The sequence below is a fragment of the Clostridium sp. CM039 genome (assembly GCF_055081075.1).
The window spans coordinates 653609-672440 of record NZ_CM143649.1 but is presented as its reverse complement, the minus strand read 5'-3'; the positions used below and the strand labels follow the sequence as shown (position 1 = coordinate 672440).

Below are 18832 nucleotides of genomic sequence, written 5' to 3'. Positions count from 1 at the left end.
ATTAATTTTCCCCTTTCTTTAAGTAGTCATCCCATAGCGGGGACATATCTCTTAATCTTTGGATTATTTTTGGTATTGTTTCTAATGCAAAATCTACTTCTTCCTCTGTGGTAGCATCACCTAATGTTAATCTTAAGGATCCATGTGCTATCTCATGCTTAAGGCCTATTGCAAGTAACACGTGAGATGGGTCTAAGGAACCCGATGTACATGCGCTTCCACTTGACGCTGCAATGCCTTTTGCATCTAACATCAATAATATAGATTCACCTTCTATAAATCTAAAACATATATTCGAATTACCTGGGAGCCTTTTTGCTCCTATTGGTCCATTTAATCTTGTGTAAGGTACTTCTAATAATCCATTCATAAGCTTATCTCTTAAATACACTAGCTTTTTATTATTTTCTACCATGTTTTCTACAGCTAGTTCAAGAGCTTTACCAATTCCCACTATGCTAGCTACATTTTCAGTACCTGCTCTTCTATTTCTTTCTTGTCCACCACCATGTATTAAATTATCTATTTTAATTCCTTTTCTTACATATAAAGCTCCTATGCCCTTAGGTCCATAAAATTTATGACCAGCAAGGGATAATAAATCTATATTCATTTCTTTTACATCAACTGGAATATGGCCTACTGCTTGAACTGCATCCGTATGAAAAAGTATTTTTTTACTTCTACATAATGCGCCTATTTCTTTTATTGGTTCTATTGTTCCAATTTCATTGTTAGCGAACATTACAGATACTAGAATAGTTTTATCTGTAATAGCATTTTCTAAATCTTTAATGCTAATAAATCCGTATTCGTCAACTGGTAAATATGTAATTTCAAATCCATTCTTAGCTAAATATTCGCAAGTATGTAATACTGCATGATGTTCAATTGTTGTTGTTATTATATGATTTCCCTTTTGCTTATAAGCAGAAGCTATCCCCTTTATTGCCCAGTTATCTGCTTCAGAACCTCCACCAGTAAAGTAAATTTCATTTTCGCTGGCGTTTAGCGCTTTTGCCACCTTGTCTCTTGCGACATCAATAGCTTTTTTAGTTTCTCTTGACAAAGAGTAAATTGATGAAGGATTTCCAAAGTATTTTGTAAAATAAGGAATCATCGCGTCCAAAACTTCTGGTTTAGTATAAGTGGTTGCAGCGTGGTCCATGTAAATTGATTTATTCATTATCTTTCACTCCTTTAATTAATGTAATTTCATTGTAATCATCTACAATATCTTTTAAAGTTATTGATGACGTTACACTATCTATACTATTTTTTAATTTCTTCCATAATAATCTAGTAGCACAACAATCAATATTATTGCATGCTCCGTCTTCTAAACAATTTGACACCTCAATTGGACCTTCAAGTACATCAAGGACGTCTTGTATAGTTATTTCCTCTGGTTTTCTATTTAGTATGTATCCACCCTGAGCTCCCCTTATACTTTTAATAAGTTTAGCGCGCCTTAGTGATGAAAATAATTGTTCTAAATAATATTCAGAAATATTTTGTCTTTCTGATATGCTTTTTATAGATACAGGTTGTTCTCCATAATTTATTGATAAATCCACCATGGCTTTAACCCCATATCTTCCCTTAGTAGATAATTTCATTTAATCACTCCTTCAAAGTAGAGTGTTTTGCTATACTTTCTAAAATAATGATATCAAATCCTAGTAATGTTGTCAACTATAAATAACTCAATTTTTCATTATTATTCCTATTTATAAGCTAAATCATTGAATTATTCATTAATAATCCATATATATATCCATAATGCTCAAATTTATATATTATGAGACGTATTTAATCTTATAACTAAAAAAGTTCATATTCATCCTTGAAGTATTTAATTATATATAGTATAATTTAAAAAAAGCTTTGGAAGAATATCACCCACGTAGGTACATCACTTGCGTGGGGTTTTTTATATTTTTATAGGAGGTATTAAAAATGAAAAATGAAATTGTAAAACCATCAATTTTACCTGGCTTCATGGAGTTACTGCCAGCAGATCAAATTCAATTCAACAAATTAGCAGATACAATAAGGGAAACATATGAGAGCTTTGGGTTTATGCCCATAGACACACCAGTAATAGAGAAATCAGAAATACTCCTAGCAAAGGGAGGCGGAGAAACCGAAAAACAAATTTATAGATTTTTAAAGGGTAGTAATGATTTATCCCTTAGATTTGATTTAACAGTGCCACTCGCGAGATATGTGGCTCAAAATTTTAGTTCTTTAACTTTCCCATTTAGAAGATACCAAATCGGTAAGGTATATAGAGGAGAGAGAAATCAAAAAGGACGTTTCCGTGAATTTTACCAATGCGATATTGATATTGTTGGAAGCAACAGTTTAAGTATTTTGAATGATGCTGAAATACCTAGCATTATTTATTCAATATTCAACAATCTTGGATTTAAGAATTTCACAATAAAAATAAACAATAGAAAGTTATTAAATGGTTTTTTTGAATCTTTAGAAATCCAAGATAAATCTGAGGTTTTAAAGACTATTGATAAAATAGATAAAATTGGAGTAACAACCGCAACCGAGGAACTCTTAAATAGTGGTTTAAGTAAAGAAGTCGTAGAAAAAATTCTTGAATTCATTAATATCAGTGGAAGCAACGATGATATTTTATTATTATTAAAGAATTTAAACATTTCTAATTCAAACTTTAAAGACGGTGTATGTGAACTTTCAACAGTTACTAAATACATTAAATTATTTGGAGTTCCTGATGATAATTTTAAAATAGATTTAAAAATATCCAGAGGCCTCGATTATTACACAGGCACTGTTTATGAAACATTTTTAAACGAATACCCTTCTATAGGATCTGTATGCTCAGGTGGACGCTATGATGATTTAGCAGGGTATTATACAAAACAAAAACTACCAGGAGTAGGGATATCAATTGGTCTTACTAGATTATTTTATCAATTAAATGAAGTTGGATTCTTTAAAAATAGCACTATCTCTTCAATAACAAAAGCACTAGTAATACCATTAGATAATAATATCGATTATGGAATTTCTCTTGCAAATGCGTTAAGAGATAAGGGCGTAATCACAGAAATATACCTTGAGGATACTAAACTTGTAAAGAAGCTTGGTTATGCAAATAAACTAAACATCCCTTTTGTACTTTTAATCGGTGAAACGGAAGCTCAAAATAAAACTGTTACTATAAAGAATATGCTCACTGGTGAGCAAATAACTTCTGATTTTGATGGTGCTCATAAAATAGTTAATATATAAATCATTAACTCACAAAAAGTAATATATTTTCGCAAAATATATTACTTTTTTTATGAAACGATCGTAGACTTTAAATCATTACCTACAAAGCTGCAATAGCTCCTCCTGAAGTTTTCTCTTTTTTTAGTCACCTTTTCTTCGTAAGACTAATACTATATACTGTAAATAATTTTACGAGGAGGATTATATGTCTAGTAAAGATAATAGTCCAAGCTACAGGGGTTTGATACTTGGCATAAACAAAAAGGTACCCCTTATATCCGGAAAAAATGTTACTGCAATTAATTTTGATAATGCAGCAACTACACCTCCCTTTAAATCTGTCATGGAAGATATTATTGATTTTGCTCCGTGGTATTCCTCCATTCACCGTGGTGAAGGGTATAAGTCTCAACTAACTACTAGATTATATGACGATTCTAGAAATATCGTCAGCAAATTTGTTAATGCTGATTTTAATAATACAGTCATTTATGTTAAAAATTCCACAGAAGCCTTTAACAAGCTTTCCACCCTATTATACGATCCATATGAAAAAAATGTTATTCTAACAACGGATATGGAGCATCACTCAAACGACCTACCTTGGAGAGATAAATTTATTATCGATTATATATCCGTAGATGCGGATGGTCGCTTGTCCTTAGATGATTTAGAATCTAAGTTAAATAAATATAATAATCATATAAAATTAGTTACAATTACAGGTGCTTCAAATGTAACTGGATATAAAAACCCTATTTATGCTATCGCTAAATTAGTTCATAAATTTGGTTCAAAACTACTTGTGGACGGTGCACAATTAATACCCCACGCTCCTTTTATTATGAGTAATAAGAATTCAGAATATAATATAGATTTTTTAATATTCTCTGCTCATAAAATGTATGCCCCTTTTGGCACCGGTGTATTAATCGGTCCTAAAAATTTCTTAGATAAATGTGAGCCCGATTTAGTAGGCGGTGGCACAGTAGATATTGTTACTCATGATTTTATAAAATGGGATGACTCTCCTCAAAGGCATGAGGCTGGTTCCCCCAATGTTATAGGATCTATAGCTCTAGCATCTGCCATTAAAACATTGAATAAAATTGGTATGGACAACGTGGAATGTATTGAAAAAAAATTGACCGCATACGCTATTTTGAAAATGAAAAATATTCCAAACTTAAAAATCTATTGTGATACTTCTAAAGGAGTTGACCGGGTTAGCATAATCCCCTTTAATATTTGCGGAATTCACCACGCCTTAGTTGCAAAAATACTTTCCTATGAATGGGGCATTTCAGTGAGAAGTGGGTGTTTTTGTGCTCAGCCATACCTTGCTAAGCTATTGAATATTTCTAATGAGTTTACACTTAATCTCATAACAAATCCTGATTTATGCCGTCCTGGAATGGTTAGAATCAGTTTTGGACTGTATAACACTTACTCAGAAATTGATACCCTAGCTTATGCTCTAAAGAAAATTTCATTAAACAAAAATTTTTATGTTACCAAATATGAAAATATGAAAAAAACCCTTTTTGATGTATAACTTCTAAACTCATTTACCGGTAAATAAAAATAATATACTTTAGTTTTTATCTGAAATTACAAAAAGACAAGTCTCATTATGCGGAGCTTGTCTCTTCTTAATTTTGTTTTTATTTACCCTATAAAAATAATATTACTATAGGTATAGTTATCCCAGAAATTATTGTAGTTATAAATACGCACTGTGATGCTAGCAACCCATCTCCACCGTATTTTTCAGCCATTATTCCAGTTATTACCGCTGCCGGCATTGCTTGCAGTATAACACATATGTTAAGTAACAATTCATCTACCTTTGAAAATTTTAACACTACGTAAACGATCATTGGAACTATTAAAAGTCTAACTACTGTAGCATAGTATATAGAAAAATCAGAAAAGATATTCTTAAATTGCATTTCCGCAAGCATTGAGCCAATAATTATCATAGATATTGGTGTTGTGGTAACTCCAACTAGTTTTAGCGAAGCTTCAATAGGTACAGGTAATCTTATTGAAAAAGCGAATAAAATTATGCCAATAATTACTGCTATAAGCGCTGGATTTACCACTTCTTTCCTCATTGATTTAAAATCTTTTTCGCCAGTGTATAGCGTTATCCCTACTGTCCACACTAAAATGTTAAATGCAATATTGAAAATTGCTGCATAAAAAATGCCCTTTCCTCCATAAATGCTTTCAAGCACTGGATAACCCATAAACCCCGTATTAGAAAAAATTGTTATGAACCTAAATACTTGCTGTTTGTTTTTAGGAAGCTTAACGAAAAATATCTTACTAATAAATATTAAACTTATGTGTATTAAAAAAGAATATATTAAAATCTTTTGGGCATTATTAACCATCTCTGCTTCATATTTAATATTAAATGATGTAACTATCATAAATGGCAAAGTTATATTCAATAATAATTCCGATAGACCTTTATCAACTGCCTTATTAAGAAACTTCTTTTTCTTAGCATAAAAACCTACCGCCATAACAAAGAACAATGCGATAACTTGATTAATTAATTGGCTATTTTTCATTTTTGTCCTCCTTAGTTCAAAACATATCAGTAATTTACTATTAACCAAATAAAGGGGGACACTTATCAACTATTCATTAAAATAAAATACTTTTTCGCATTTAAATGTATTCCATTTTTCTTTTTTTAAAATACACCGGCTTGAGGTTACATATCTCGCATATCCTAGTAGCTTCTAAGAATCTTTTCCCAATATCCTCTGCATGATGAGCATCTGATCCTATGGTTACATATTTTCCTCCTATTTGGTTGTATGCTTTATAAATATTAAGCAAATTAATATATGCTTCCTTATTTCCTAATCTTCTAGTATTGATTTCCATTATTTTTCCATTATTTACTATAGCTTTTAAAACGTCATTTATATATTGATTAAATTCATGATAATGTATTTCCTTATCATTGAAAGTGGCATATCTAGATATATAGTCAATATGTCCTAAACTATCAATAAAGTCGTACTGTTTTATGCAATCAATCATACTTGAAAAATATTGCTCAAAAGCTTCTTTTTTAGTTTTACCTTCATAAAATTTCGGATTGAAAACATCTTCTCCTTTGGCTACATGTATAGATCCAATTATATAGTCAAAAGGATATTTACGAGCTATTTCTCTATTTTCCTCTAGGCAGATTAGTTGCATACCTATTTCAATCCCAAGCATAAACTTGCTACTTCTATACTTTTCATAATCATTAAGATATTTATTTATATCAAAAACAAAACCTGTTCCTGTTGGAAATTTCAAATCTAGATGCTCTGTAATAGTCATTCCTATTCCATTTTTCCTCGAATGCTCTAGAGCATCCTGAATCTTCATTTGGGAGTCTGAAGAAAATTCTGTATGTATATGTGAGTCAATCATAAGCCATCCTCCTAGTATTCCTATATATAATGTAAAAGCTATTATTTACTTTTATCTATTTAATTATATCATAGTTTATAAATATATAATTTTCAGTTAAATCATCTCCTGAGATTATGCACTAAAAAAAGGGATTATAAAATGTAATCCCTTCGTCTTCTTATGACTATTTAAATTTTAATAATCTACAATAAAAACTTTACCCTTTAACTCTATGATTCGTTTTTAATGTATCTCCTCCACCAGAGATTGTGGCATCATATGTTCCAGCCATAGTTCCCATGCTAACAACCCAATCAAATGTAGTAACCCCTGTACCATCAGTAGTACGCCATTGAATGACAGAGACTGTTTTATTTGCTAATTTATAAGAAGTCTTTATGTTGTATAATGTATTCGGTGTTCCTTGTATTGTTATAACACCTGTTTCTCCACGCTTAACAACTGATACCTCACTTATAATTTTTAATTGACTTTGAGATATTACAGATTGTTTTTGTGACATATTTAAATCTTCTACCATTGTTGCTACCTCAGTAGTACGATTGCACCCTATCATACACATACCTATTAATAAAACACATGCTATCTTAATTTTCATAACTCCACCTCTTCTTATATATTAAGATGCCCATATTCTTAATTATATATTTCAGTAAAATATTTTATAATTTGTAAATATATGTTATAATTTCATTTGCAGGAACAATAAAATTATAATGGGAGGATCATGTAAATGATTGAAATTTTAGATCAATTTAGCTCTACGTCTGGCCAATCTATTAAACTTATTGCTATCACATTATTTATTTTTGGAATTTTACAATGTTTCCTAGGGTATAAGATATTAAAATTTTGGATTGCTGTTTTTGGATTTTTAATATTTGGTATGCTAGGGGGATTAGTCAGCGTATTTATTATAGGAAGCTTAGGAGCGGGGATATTTTTCGGATTGCTATTCGCTATAGGAGGAGCTTTTATATCATTAAAGATATATAATGTAGGAGTTTTTACTCTTTGTGGTCTTATGGGATTTTTATTAGCTTATATGCTGACACAAAGTATTGCATTATCAATATTTACATCATTAGTGGTAGGTATTTTAAGTATATTTTTTGTAAAAACTGTAATTATTCTCTCCACCAGTGTTTCAGGTGGCTTCGCGGCTGGCATGAGTTTACTTATAATACTTAAAGCAGATAGTGATTTAGCTAATATACTTCTTAGTGTAGCCATTTCTATAGTTGGAGTATTGGTACAATTAACTTTACACAAAAACGCGACTAATTCAAATTCATGCTTCTCAAAAATTAACTCATCGCAGCCTAAAAGTCTTCCACTAGGAAATACTTTCTCTTCGAATATAAAAAACATAATAGAAATGGATAATTCCCTTGTGGCAAAAGAAGCAACTGGGGTAACTTTTGATGAAGTTTGTCAAAATCTTCTTGAAGTGCTTTATTCCTTTAAAGTCTTAAAAACTATTATGCCATTTATAGATTTCATTTTATATTTTGTAAGTTTTATATCCATTGCAATATCCATTTTCACTGACTTTATATGGATTAACAGTAGCGTAACAATATTATTGCTTGTAGGTGCCTTGTGCTTTATAAATAAAAAGTACATTGCTCTTTCTCTATCATTTGTAGTTATTACTATCTCGAAATTAATCATGTTAGCTAGCTCTTTGCCAAAAATACAGCATTCCAAATATAGTACTCCTTATGAATTAATAGACACGGCAATTATAGGATATATTGCATTTGAATCAATAAAGCACCTTTTAAAATCAGACGAGGGGATTTTATTAAAGAATAAACTACAAAATTTATTTCAAAAGCGAAATCACACTAACCATAATACTAACACATCACCTCAATCTGCAAACGGAATTAAAATCATGATAAGATGCCCAAATTGCACCGCACTTAATAGTGAGACTTCTGAAATCTGTAATAGTTGTGAATCAGTATTAATAGTTAACGATACTGCTGTGAACGACGCTGAAACCCAAGATATAAATGTGTAAAACACAGAAACTAAAATATAAAAGTAATCAATAGTAATGTATAATGGAGTTAATATTTCTACTGCCATATTTTAATAAAGGGCACCTGCCAATAAGCAGATGCCCTTCTCTACACACAAATATTATGTTTCTATTCCCCTAGTATAACGGGAATTTGCTACATAATTGTACTACTTTTTCTCTAATTGGTTCTAAGTTTCCTTCTCTATTTTCTAGAGTTTCATTTATAAGTTCAGCTATTTTTTTCATTTCTTCTTCTTTAAATCCTCTTGTAGTTACAGCAGGCGTACCAATTCTTATGCCGCTTGTAACAAATGGACTTAAAGTTTCATTTGGTACAGTATTTTTATTTACAGTAATACCTACAATATCTAATAACTTTTCAGCTGCTTTTCCAGTAATATCTTTGTTTGTTAATTCAATAAGTAAAAGATGGTTATCTGTACCTCCAGATACTAATTTAAATCCATATTTTAAAAGTTCTTCTCCCAATACCTTTGCATTTTTAACTACTTGGTCAATGTAAACTTTGAATTCTGGTTTAAGAGCTTCTCCAAAGCAAACAGCTTTAGCTGCAATAGTATGCATTAATGGTCCACCTTGCATTCCTGGGAAAATAGACTTGTCTACTTGTTTTGCATATTTTTCTTTACATAAAATTGCTCCACCTCTAGGTCCTCTTAGTGTTTTATGTGTTGTAGTAGTAACAAAATCAGCATATGGCACTGGAGACTCATGTGCTCCTGTTGCAACAAGTCCTGCTATATGAGCCATATCAACAAACATATATGCGTTTACTTCATCGCAAATTTCTCTAAATGCTGCAAAATCTATAGCTCTTGGGTAAGCAGACGCCCCAATAACTATCATTTTAGGGTTATGCTCTTTAGCTAAAGCTCTCACTTTTTCATAATCTATAGTTTCTGTTTCTAAATTAACACCGTAAGGAACGAAGTTATATAAAATCCCTGAAAAATTTACTAAACTACCATGAGTTAAGTGTCCACCATGACTCAAATTCATACCTAATACTGTATCTCCTGGCTTAAGCACTGAAAAATATACAGCCATGTTAGCTTGAGAACCTGAATGAGGTTGCACGTTAGCATGTTCTGCTCCAAAAAGTTCCTTCATTCTATCACGAGCTAAATTTTCTATTTTATCAACTACTTCACAACCACCATAATATCTTTTAGCAGGATATCCCTCTGCATATTTATTAGTTAATATAGAACCATTTGCTTCAAGTACAGCTCTGCTAACAACATTTTCAGAAGCTATTAGTTCAATATGATCCTCTTGCCTCGCATTTTCCTCTTTAATAATATCGTAAACCTTCAAATCATTGTTTTTTAAATATTCCGTCATGTCATATCCTTCCTCTCATCTTTTAGATTAAACAATTCACTAAACCGGTTTCATTAATAATTTAAAATAAATAAGAATAATACTCTAAAATTATATAAATATGTATTATACTTATATTATAAAAGTTAATGGCATATTTATCAACAAGAATATGAAAATCTTCTAATTTTTTTAATAACTATAATTATTATAGGATTTTCACACTTCTAATTCCATGGTCATATTATACACGTTTATGTATACGTATCAATTTCCCTACTACAACTGCTAATAAATAATAATAATTTTTCAACTAATAATTATTTAATAGATTTATGGTATATAATAGTGTAGAAATTTTATTATATGCAATACAAAATTAAATATTTAAGCCTTATAATAGTCTACAAAAACTAATTTTATATTGAAAGGAGATAACATGCATATTGATGATATCATTCATGTAGCTACTGAAGCTGGTAAAATCATATTAGAAAATGGTGGAGAAACCTACAGGGTCGAGCAAACAATCACTATGATATGTAAATCCTATGGCATACCAATCACTGAAAGTTTTGTTACCCCTACTGGTATTATGGTTTCCATAACCAATAGTGAAAATAAAACTATATCATTAATTAGAAGAATAAATGTTAGAACAGTTAACCTTGGTAAGGTTGCCATGATTAACAATCTATCTAGAGAATTAGTTTCTAATCCATTATCTATGAGTGATATAAGAAAAAAAATTGATTATATAAATAATTTACCACCTTATTCTCCGAAGACCACCACATTTTTTTCTGCTATCTGCGCAGGATTTTTTACTTTACTTTTTGGTGGAAATTATAAGGACTTTTTTGTAGCCCTTATAATTGGGGCACTTATAAATTGTTTAAGTTTATTTTTAGAAAAATTAGATGTAAATAGCTTTCTAAAATACATGCTTGGTGGTTCTTTGGCTGCATTCATAGCCCTCTTAGCCAAGTCTTTATGTCTAGTAGGTAATATGGATACTATAATAATAGGATCTATAATGATACTAGCACCTGGCATTGCCATAACAAATGCAATAAGGGATACTATTGCTGGTGATTTAGTTTCTGGTATCTCTAGGACAATAGAAGCTTTATTTATAGCCATTGCTATAGCTGCAGGCACAAGTATAGTTTTCAAAACATGGTTCTTATTATTTGGAGGTACTCTTATATGATTGTTAATTCTTTTTATGCTTTTTTAAGTTCTCTTAGTTTTGGAATACTATTTAATATTAGAGGTAAAAACTTAGTAATCGCCGCCCTTGGTGGAGGCATAAGCTGGTTCACCTATCTTCTTGCCTCAAGACTACAAGCTTCCATAGTTTTCTCATTATTCTTTGCCTCCATGGTTGGAAGTATTTACTCAGAAATAATGGCAAGAATATATAAAAATCCTGTGACTATATTTGTAATCTGCGCAATTATACCACTTGTACCCGGTGGTGGAATGTATTATTCTACTCTTGAGGCCGTAAAGGGTAATTTTAATGCTGCTCTATCCAAAGGTGCTGAAACTTTATTTAGCGCAATTTCAATTGCAATTGGAATTGTATTCGTATCCTCCATAAGTTCAATTTTCAAAAAAATAAAGAAGTAAAATTTAGTATCAAATTTTACTTCTTTATTTTTTACTTTAAAAACATAAGGAAAGTTGAAACTAACTCTTCGATTTTTTTTTCCTCTATTGCATCCTCTTCATGTATAAGACAGTTTTTTGTATATCTCTCTAAAACAAGAGCACCAACTTTATTCATAGCAGCTCTAGCTGCAGCAACTTGCACCAATATGTTTTTGCAGCAAGCTTCGCTGGAAACCATCTTTTCAATACCTTTAACCTGACCTTCAATTTTTCTTAGTCTCACTTGGATATCTTTTACTAATTCATCATTCATTGTTTTTTCTTTTTCATTTATCATTTTACCACTCCCCTATACAATATAGTGGACAATTGACAGTTAGTCACAAACAAATAAAAAATAAGCCAGTATCCTATTTCTCCGTGGCTTTTTTGATACCAAGTTCTTTAAGCTGTTTATCATCAACCATATTTGGAGCTTCACTCATTGGACAGTAGGCATTTTGATTCTTAGGAAATGCTATTACATCTTTAATGTTTTCAGTTCCTGCTAAGAACATTATCATTCTATCTAGTCCAAAAGCAAGGCCGCCGTGTGGTGGTGGACCGTATTTGAATGATTCTAGTAAGAATCCGAATCTTTCCCATGCTTTTTCCTGCGTAAATCCCAAAACTTTAAGCATAGTTTCTTGCAGTTTAGAATTATGTATTCTAATACTTCCTCCACCTAATTCTTCTCCGTTTAAGACTATATCATAAGCTTTAGCACGAACTCTGCCTGGCTCACTTTCTAGATACTGTAAATCTTCATCCATTGGCATCGTGAAGGGATGGTGTGCAGCAACATATCTATTTTCTTCTTCGCTATAATCAAATAATGGGAACTCTGTAACCCATACAAAGTTAAATTCTTTATTATCTTTTAAAATTTCAAGATCTTTAGCTACCTGTAATCTTAATGCCCCTAAAGACTGCAATGCAACGCTATCTTTGTCTGCAACAATAAGTACTAAATCTCCAGTTTTGGCGTCTACCTTATTTATAACAGATTGCATTTCTTCATCACTTAAAAATTTAGATATTGGCGATTTAATTCCATCTTCTTTATATGCAATCCAAGCAAGTCCTTTTGCTCTATAAGTCTTAACAAATTCACCTAATTTGTCTAACTTCTTTCTTCCCATATCTGCAGCATTACTAACCTTTATAGCTCGTACGCTGCCGCCATTATCTATGGCACCTTTAAATACTACGAATTCACATTCTTTTACCTCTTGGGTAATATCTTTTATTTCCATTCCAAATCTTAAATCTGGTTTATCTGATCCATATTTATCCATAGCTTCTTTATATGTAATTCTTTTTATAGGAAGTTTAACATCCTCATTTACAACTTCTTTAAATACTTTTTTAATTAAAGCCTCATTAACAGCTATAACATCTTCTTCTTCAACAAATGACATTTCTATATCTATTTGTGTAAACTCTGGTTGTCTATTTGATCTTAAATCTTCATCTCTAAAACATCTTGCTATTTGGAAGTACTTATCATATCCAGACACCATTAATAATTGTTTAAACAATTGTGGTGATTGTGGAAGTGCATAGAACATTCCTTTATAATTTCTGCTTGGGACTAAATAGTCGCGAGCACCCTCTGGAGTACTTTTTGTGAGCATAGGTGTTTCTATTTCTAAAAAACCATTCTCATCTAAAAAATCGCGAACAACCTTAGTTGTTTTATGGCGTATCATAAATATTTTTTGCATATCTGGTCTTCTTAAATCAAGATATCTGTATTTTAGACGTACGTTTTCTGAGGCATCTAAACCTTCTTTTATATATATAGGCGGAGTTTCTGATTCAGATAATATCTTTATGTTTTCACCTTTAACCTCTACAAGTCCTGTAGGCATATTTTCATTTGGAGACTGTCTTCTAATAAGTTCCCCAGTTACAGCAATACAGTATTCTGGTTTCACTAAATCTGCCTTTTGAAAAGCCTCTTTATTTATTTCTTCTCCAAATACTAATTGTAATAAACCTGTTCTATCTCTTAAGTCTATAAAAACAAGTCCTCCTAGATTTCTTTTTCTTTGAACCCAACCCATTACTGTTATTTTATTTGATATATGCGATTCCCTAAGATCACCACACATATTGGTTCTCTTTAAACCATCTAATGCTTCTGCCATTTTACTTCCTTCCTCTCTAAATACTATTTTTATTACTTATTTGTCAACTCTCAATTATCAATTATATAAAGTATTGAGCAGTTCAATTTTTTTATCAATCATCTCATCTACTCTTTTTACGTACTCTCTAACATCTTTGATATTGGCAAACCTTTCATGTCTGTTTTCCTCTAAAAAAACAACTTTACAAACTGCATCTGCACCAAGTGCAATAACTGTCTGTTTCTCCTCAATCATTTGAATATTGTATATTCCTTCTTTTCCAGGCGTTGTATATCCAATATTTTCCATATTGCCCACCATATTTTTCTGCCTATACATATAATACGGTTTCATATGAAGTTTTTTAGATAATTCAACAGTGTGCTCATACATTTGGTTTAATTCTTCTTGAGCTGGAACTTGAAACCTATAATTATTAAGCATATTTTCATGGAGTTTTGAAGCTCTTTTTATGGACATTCCATGAATTGTAATACTATCAGGTTTCATTTGGGATATTTTATCGCAAGTTCTTATTATATGTGAAATCTTCTCTCCCGGTAGCCCTACTATTAAATCCATATTTATATTATCAAAGCCTAGTTCCCTTGCCATAGCAAATTTTTCGTTAACACTATTTACAGAATGAGTTCTCCCAATCAATTCCAAAGTATCGTCGTTCATAGTTTGAGGATTTATGCTTATCCTATGTACTCCATACTTTTTCATTGTAGTTAACTTTTCAAAGGTAATACTATCTGGTCTTCCGCATTCTACTGTAAATTCACTCACATTATCATTTTGAATAAAAGCTTCATAAATACACTTCATTATAAATTCAAATTGCTCATCATTTACGGAAGTTGGAGTACCACCTCCAAAATATACACATTCAATGTTAAGCTTCTTACCTTTAACGTAATCACTTATCTCTTTAATTTCATGCGACAATGCCTCAAGGTAAGGTTCTACTATGTTTTTGCAACTGCTTATAGGATTAGATGCAAATGAACAGTATAAACAACGTGTAGGGCAAAAAGGCATACCAATATAAACACTTATATTGTCTTTCTCTTTGTTTACAATATTTTTTTCAAACTTTGCAACATCAATACAAAGTCGCGCCTTATCTTCCCTTGTAATATGTTTTTCTTTAAATTCAGCTATGATATCCTTCTCAGAAATATCCTTTTGGAGTAGCTCAAGAGCTCTTTTAGAAGGTCTAATTCCTATTAAAGTTCCCCACGGTAGCTCACGAGTTGTATCCTTTGAAAAATATAAGAAAACAGCTTTTTTAACCTCTTCTTTAAGTTTGTATAATTTATTAATTGTGTACTCAAAACTTTCAAAACCCTTTTGTATAACTACCATATCTTCTTTTACTTCAATATTAAAATCATAATTTTCTTCAACAAATTTAATATCTGGAAATAAAAAAAATAAATTTATGATTTGATATACATCATAATTAAATTCTGCGTTATTTAATTTTACCTTAATCATCCTAACTCCTTAATGAAACATAGCTTATAAAATTCCTTGTGCTATTATCCCTTATATTAATTCTGTAAAAATGGATTGTTTAATTTTTCATTATTTATCGTGCTACATGGTCCGTGACCAGGATACACTATAGTGTTCTCTGGCAGACATAAAAGCTTTGATTTAATACTAGTAATTATAGTATTAAAATCTCCTCCTGCAAAATCTGTTCTTCCGATTGAACCTGCAAAAAGAGTATCTCCGGTGAAAGCACAGTTTTTTATTAAAAAGCTCATACCACCAGGTGTATGTCCAGGTGTATCTATACATGTAATTTCCAAATTAGAAATTCTTATTATATCCCCATTCTTTAGTAACTTATCTGCTCCACCTTCAATAAGCGGCCCAAACAAATTTACGCCTTTAGTTATTAAATCATCGTCTTTTTTACTCATACACACTACTGCATTTGTGATGGTTTTAAGCTGCGCGACTCCTGATGTATGATCTAGATGTCCATGTGTCAATAGTATATACTTAACTTTTGCACCTATAGTATCTATGGCCTTAACAATATCATCCACATCTCCACCTGGGTCTAACACTATCGCTTCATTGGTGTTTTTATCCATTACAATATAACAATTTGATCCATATATTCCTGTAACGACTTTTCTAATTTCCATTTTAATCCTCCTAGAAGTCTTTTTTACTCTCTAAAAGTAAGGTTACTGGTCCATCATTCTGTATATAAACCTGCATATCTTCTCCAAAATCTCCAGTTTTAACTTTACCTAACACTTCACTACACTGCTTAACAAATTCTAAATATAATATTTCAGCTTGCTCTCCACCAAGAGCTCTCATAAAATTTGGTCTTCTACCTTTTCTGCAATCTCCATATAACGTAAATTGAGAAACTACAAGAAGTTCCCCCCCTACGTCTATTAATGACTTACTCATTTTCCCATCTTCTTCAAAAATCCTCAGGTTTAATATCTTATCCTTTAGGAATTTTATATCATCCTCCGTGTCGCCTTCGCAGATTCCAAGTAAAACATTTAATCCAAAACCTATTTCACTAACTAATTTACCACTAACTTCAACTTTTGATGATTTAACTCTTTGCACTACTGCTCTCATAAATATTCCTCTCCTAAATTAAGCAAAACAATTCTCTTAATTTTTTATTCTATAAACTTCCATTACACCCGTTAACTTAGTGATTTTCTTTTGTAGTTCTTTCAAATTCTCAATATCAGCAACTCGTAGCTTTATATTTATTAAAGCCACATTATTTTTTAAAGTTTTTGCATTGATTGAGTATAATTGTGTTTTTGTAAGCGTTATTATCTCCATAATATGAGACAATAGTCCATACGTATCATCAGCTTTAATTTGAATCTCGGTAATATAGCCTTTTCCTTCGGGCGCTCCCCAGCTTACCTCAACCACTTTATTTATTTCACTATTTATTAAAGCTTCAACATTTTTGCAATCGCGTCTATGAACAGAAACTCCTCGTCCCTTAGTGATGTACCCTACTATTTCATCACCTGGAACTGGATTACAGCACTTAGCAAACCTCACAAGTAAATTGCCCTCACCCTTAACTATTAGACCTTGGTAATCCATTATTTTTTTATCATCTTTACATTCACTCTTGGTTATCTTTTGCTCAATGTCCTCAATGGTCATATTCTCTTGCTTGTTTTTATTTTCAAAACTCTCTCTCAACCTATTAATTACAGTTGGAGGCATAATATCTCCCACTCCAACATAAGCAAATAAATCGTCTACAGTTCTAAAATTATATTTCTTATATATTTTTTCTATTGCTTCGCCCTTAGCAATTTCTCCAAAATTATATCCTTGTCTCTTAGATTCCCTTTCTAATAATTCTTTACCTTTTTCAATACTCTCATCTCTTTTAGCCTTTTTAAACCAAGCTTTTATTTTACTCTTAGCTTGATTGCTCTTTGTAATATTCAGCCAATCAATACTAGGTCCCTTAGGCGTAGATGAAGTTACAATTTCAACTATTTCTCCAGTTTTCAAGTGGTATTCTAAAGGTACCATTCTTCCATTTACTTTCGCACCCATGCACTTATGCCCTATATCTGTATGAATTCTATAAGCAAAATCAATTGGCGTTGCGTCAAGTGGTAAATTAATAACCTCACCCTTTGGCGAAAATACAAAAACTTCATCTGAAAACAAATCAGTTTTAAACCCTTCCATAAACTCTTCTGCGTCAAAAGTTTCCCCTTGCCACTCAAGAATATCCTTAAGCCATGAAAATTTAGGGTCAGAATTTTGCTCTCCACTGCCCTCTATCCCCTCTTTATACTTCCAATGAGCTGCAATGCCATATTCTGCTGTTTTATGCATCTCGTATGTTCTAATTTGTATTTCAAAAGGTTTCCCGTGCGGTCCTATCACCGTTGAATGTAATGATTGATACATGTTGGGTTTTGGCATTGCAATATAGTCTTTAAACCTTCCAGGAATTGGTTTATACACAGTATGCACTATACCTAGAGCTGCATAACAATTTCCAATATCATTTACTAAAATTCTAACTGCCGTTAAATCAAAAACTTGATCTAAAGTCTTATTTTTAGTAACCATCTTTCTATAAATGCTGTAAAAATGTTTTGGTCTTCCATCCATTTCAGCTTCTATTCCAACAATATTTAAGTTGAACTTTAATTCCATCACTATGTTATCTATATTTTCTTCTCTCTCAGCTCTTTTTTCTGCAATTTTTCTTACTAAATTATAATATTCGTTCGGATTTAAATACCTGAGTGATAAGTCCTCGAGTTCCCATTTAATCTTAGACATTCCAAGTCTGTGAGCGAGAGGTGCATAAATATCCAAAGTTTCTTTTGCCTTTTGTTTTTGCTTTGCAACTGGCATATATTTAAGCGTTCGCATATTATGAAGTCTATCTGCAAGCTTAATAAGGATAACCCTAATATCCTTTGCCATGGCTAAGAGCATTTTGCGAACATTATCAGCTTGTTCCTCTTCCTTAGTCTTATATTTTATTAGTCCAAGCTTAGTTACACCCTCCACTAAATTTGCTACTTCTATGTTAAACTCCCTGCTTACATCATCAAAAGAATATACGGTGTCTTCAATTACATCATGAAGCAAACCTGCAACAATTGTGCTAGTATCAAGTCCCATCTCTGCTAAAATGCAGGCTACTTCTAATGGGTGCACAATATAAGGCTCACCCGACTCTCTCTTTTGCTCTTTATGTGCAGCGTAAGAAAAATTAAAGGCTTTAATAATAAGATCTTTGTCTACAGCATTACAATTAGTTTCAATCTTATGTAACAATTTTTCTAACATGCTTATACACTCCTAAAATCAAAGGCTGGTTAAATAACCAGCCAATACTTTTTACTAATATTATATAATATCTTGTAGGATTTTGCAATTTTAATTTAGTAATTCACTACAC

The 18832-nt window shown here is 31.5% G+C and carries 17 protein-coding genes; 5 read left to right on the top strand and 12 right to left on the bottom strand.

Annotation, left to right across the window (positions count from 1 at the left end; all coding sequences use genetic code 11):
- Position 1 precedes the first annotated feature (1 nt).
- On the bottom strand, positions 2-1186 hold the full coding sequence (gene nifS / locus ACWJJ2_RS03140) for a cysteine desulfurase NifS (RefSeq protein ID WP_216302804.1): 1185 nt from the start codon (positions 1184-1186) through the stop codon (positions 2-4).
- Positions 1179-1619, bottom strand: coding sequence for an RrF2 family transcriptional regulator (locus ACWJJ2_RS03135; RefSeq protein WP_165412752.1), 441 nt, complete (start codon positions 1617-1619; stop codon positions 1179-1181). Before ACWJJ2_RS03135 ends, nifS begins: the two co-directional genes overlap by 8 nt.
- Before the next feature lie 340 nt (positions 1620-1959).
- On the opposite strand from ACWJJ2_RS03135, the gene hisS reads away from it, so the two are divergent.
- Positions 1960-3276, top strand: coding sequence for a histidine--tRNA ligase (gene hisS / locus ACWJJ2_RS03130; RefSeq protein ID WP_220286574.1), 1317 nt, complete (start codon positions 1960-1962; stop codon positions 3274-3276).
- 187 nt (positions 3277-3463) lie between these two features.
- Positions 3464-4813: an aminotransferase class V-fold PLP-dependent enzyme gene (locus ACWJJ2_RS03125; protein WP_165412754.1), complete on the top strand. Its 1350-nt coding sequence runs from the start codon at positions 3464-3466 to the stop codon at positions 4811-4813.
- A 118-nt stretch (positions 4814-4931) separates the two neighbouring features.
- Here the strand turns inward: ACWJJ2_RS03125 and ACWJJ2_RS03120 are convergent, their stop codons facing one another.
- The 3 genes from ACWJJ2_RS03120 to ACWJJ2_RS03110 all read right to left on the bottom strand — a co-directional run bounded on the left by ACWJJ2_RS03120 (position 4932) and on the right by ACWJJ2_RS03110 (position 7306).
- Positions 4932-5840, bottom strand: a complete 909-nt coding sequence (locus ACWJJ2_RS03120; RefSeq protein ID WP_216302801.1) for an AEC family transporter — start codon at positions 5838-5840, stop codon at positions 4932-4934.
- A gap of 100 nt (positions 5841-5940) precedes the next feature.
- Entirely contained in the window at positions 5941-6705 is a 765-nt protein-coding gene (locus ACWJJ2_RS03115) for a histidinol phosphate phosphatase (protein ID WP_220286575.1), read from the bottom strand.
- A 199-nt stretch (positions 6706-6904) separates the two neighbouring features.
- Positions 6905-7306 (bottom strand): hypothetical protein, encoded by a 402-nt coding sequence (locus tag ACWJJ2_RS03110; protein ID WP_216302799.1) that lies wholly within the window; start codon positions 7304-7306, stop codon positions 6905-6907.
- Positions 7307-7441: 135 nt separating this feature from the next.
- Here ACWJJ2_RS03110 and ACWJJ2_RS03105 point away from each other — a divergent pair, with 135 nt between their 5' ends.
- Complete coding sequence (locus ACWJJ2_RS03105; RefSeq protein WP_216302798.1) at positions 7442-8737, top strand: ABC-2 transporter permease; 1296 nt, start codon at positions 7442-7444, stop codon at positions 8735-8737.
- 138 nt (positions 8738-8875) lie between these two features.
- Here the strand turns inward: ACWJJ2_RS03105 and ACWJJ2_RS03100 are convergent, their stop codons facing one another.
- Complete coding sequence (locus ACWJJ2_RS03100; protein ID WP_216302797.1) at positions 8876-10105, bottom strand: serine hydroxymethyltransferase; 1230 nt, start codon at positions 10103-10105, stop codon at positions 8876-8878.
- Positions 10106-10523: 418 nt separating this feature from the next.
- Between ACWJJ2_RS03100 and ACWJJ2_RS03095 the strand changes: the two genes are divergently transcribed.
- The gene (locus tag ACWJJ2_RS03095; RefSeq protein WP_216302796.1) at positions 10524-11297 is read left to right on the top strand and encodes a threonine/serine exporter family protein; all 774 of its coding nucleotides are present in this window, start codon (positions 10524-10526) and stop codon (positions 11295-11297) included.
- On the top strand, positions 11294-11719 hold the full coding sequence (locus ACWJJ2_RS03090; RefSeq protein WP_216302795.1) for a threonine/serine exporter family protein: 426 nt from the start codon (positions 11294-11296) through the stop codon (positions 11717-11719). Before ACWJJ2_RS03095 ends, ACWJJ2_RS03090 begins: the two co-directional genes overlap by 4 nt.
- 31 nt (positions 11720-11750) lie before the next feature.
- Here ACWJJ2_RS03090 and ACWJJ2_RS03085 read toward each other — a convergent pair whose 3' ends face one another.
- The 6 genes from ACWJJ2_RS03085 to ACWJJ2_RS03060 all read right to left on the bottom strand — a co-directional run bounded on the left by ACWJJ2_RS03085 (position 11751) and on the right by ACWJJ2_RS03060 (position 18720).
- Positions 11751-12038, bottom strand: coding sequence for a metal-sensitive transcriptional regulator (locus ACWJJ2_RS03085; RefSeq protein ID WP_216302794.1), 288 nt, complete (start codon positions 12036-12038; stop codon positions 11751-11753).
- Between the two features lie 73 nt (positions 12039-12111).
- The gene (aspS, locus tag ACWJJ2_RS03080) at positions 12112-13893 is read right to left on the bottom strand and encodes an aspartate--tRNA ligase (protein WP_216302793.1); all 1782 of its coding nucleotides are present in this window, start codon (positions 13891-13893) and stop codon (positions 12112-12114) included.
- A gap of 57 nt (positions 13894-13950) precedes the next feature.
- The gene (locus tag ACWJJ2_RS03075; RefSeq protein ID WP_216302792.1) at positions 13951-15378 is read right to left on the bottom strand and encodes a coproporphyrinogen III oxidase; all 1428 of its coding nucleotides are present in this window, start codon (positions 15376-15378) and stop codon (positions 13951-13953) included.
- A gap of 56 nt (positions 15379-15434) precedes the next feature.
- Positions 15435-16043, bottom strand: coding sequence for an MBL fold metallo-hydrolase (locus ACWJJ2_RS03070; protein ID WP_216302791.1), 609 nt, complete (start codon positions 16041-16043; stop codon positions 15435-15437).
- 10 nt (positions 16044-16053) lie between these two features.
- A complete protein-coding gene (dtd, locus tag ACWJJ2_RS03065; RefSeq protein WP_165412766.1) occupies positions 16054-16500 on the bottom strand; it encodes a D-aminoacyl-tRNA deacylase in 447 nt (148 codons plus the stop codon).
- A 36-nt stretch (positions 16501-16536) separates the two neighbouring features.
- Positions 16537-18720 (bottom strand): RelA/SpoT family protein, encoded by a 2184-nt coding sequence (locus ACWJJ2_RS03060; protein ID WP_165412767.1) that lies wholly within the window; start codon positions 18718-18720, stop codon positions 16537-16539.
- Between the last annotated feature and the right edge of the window lie 112 nt (positions 18721-18832).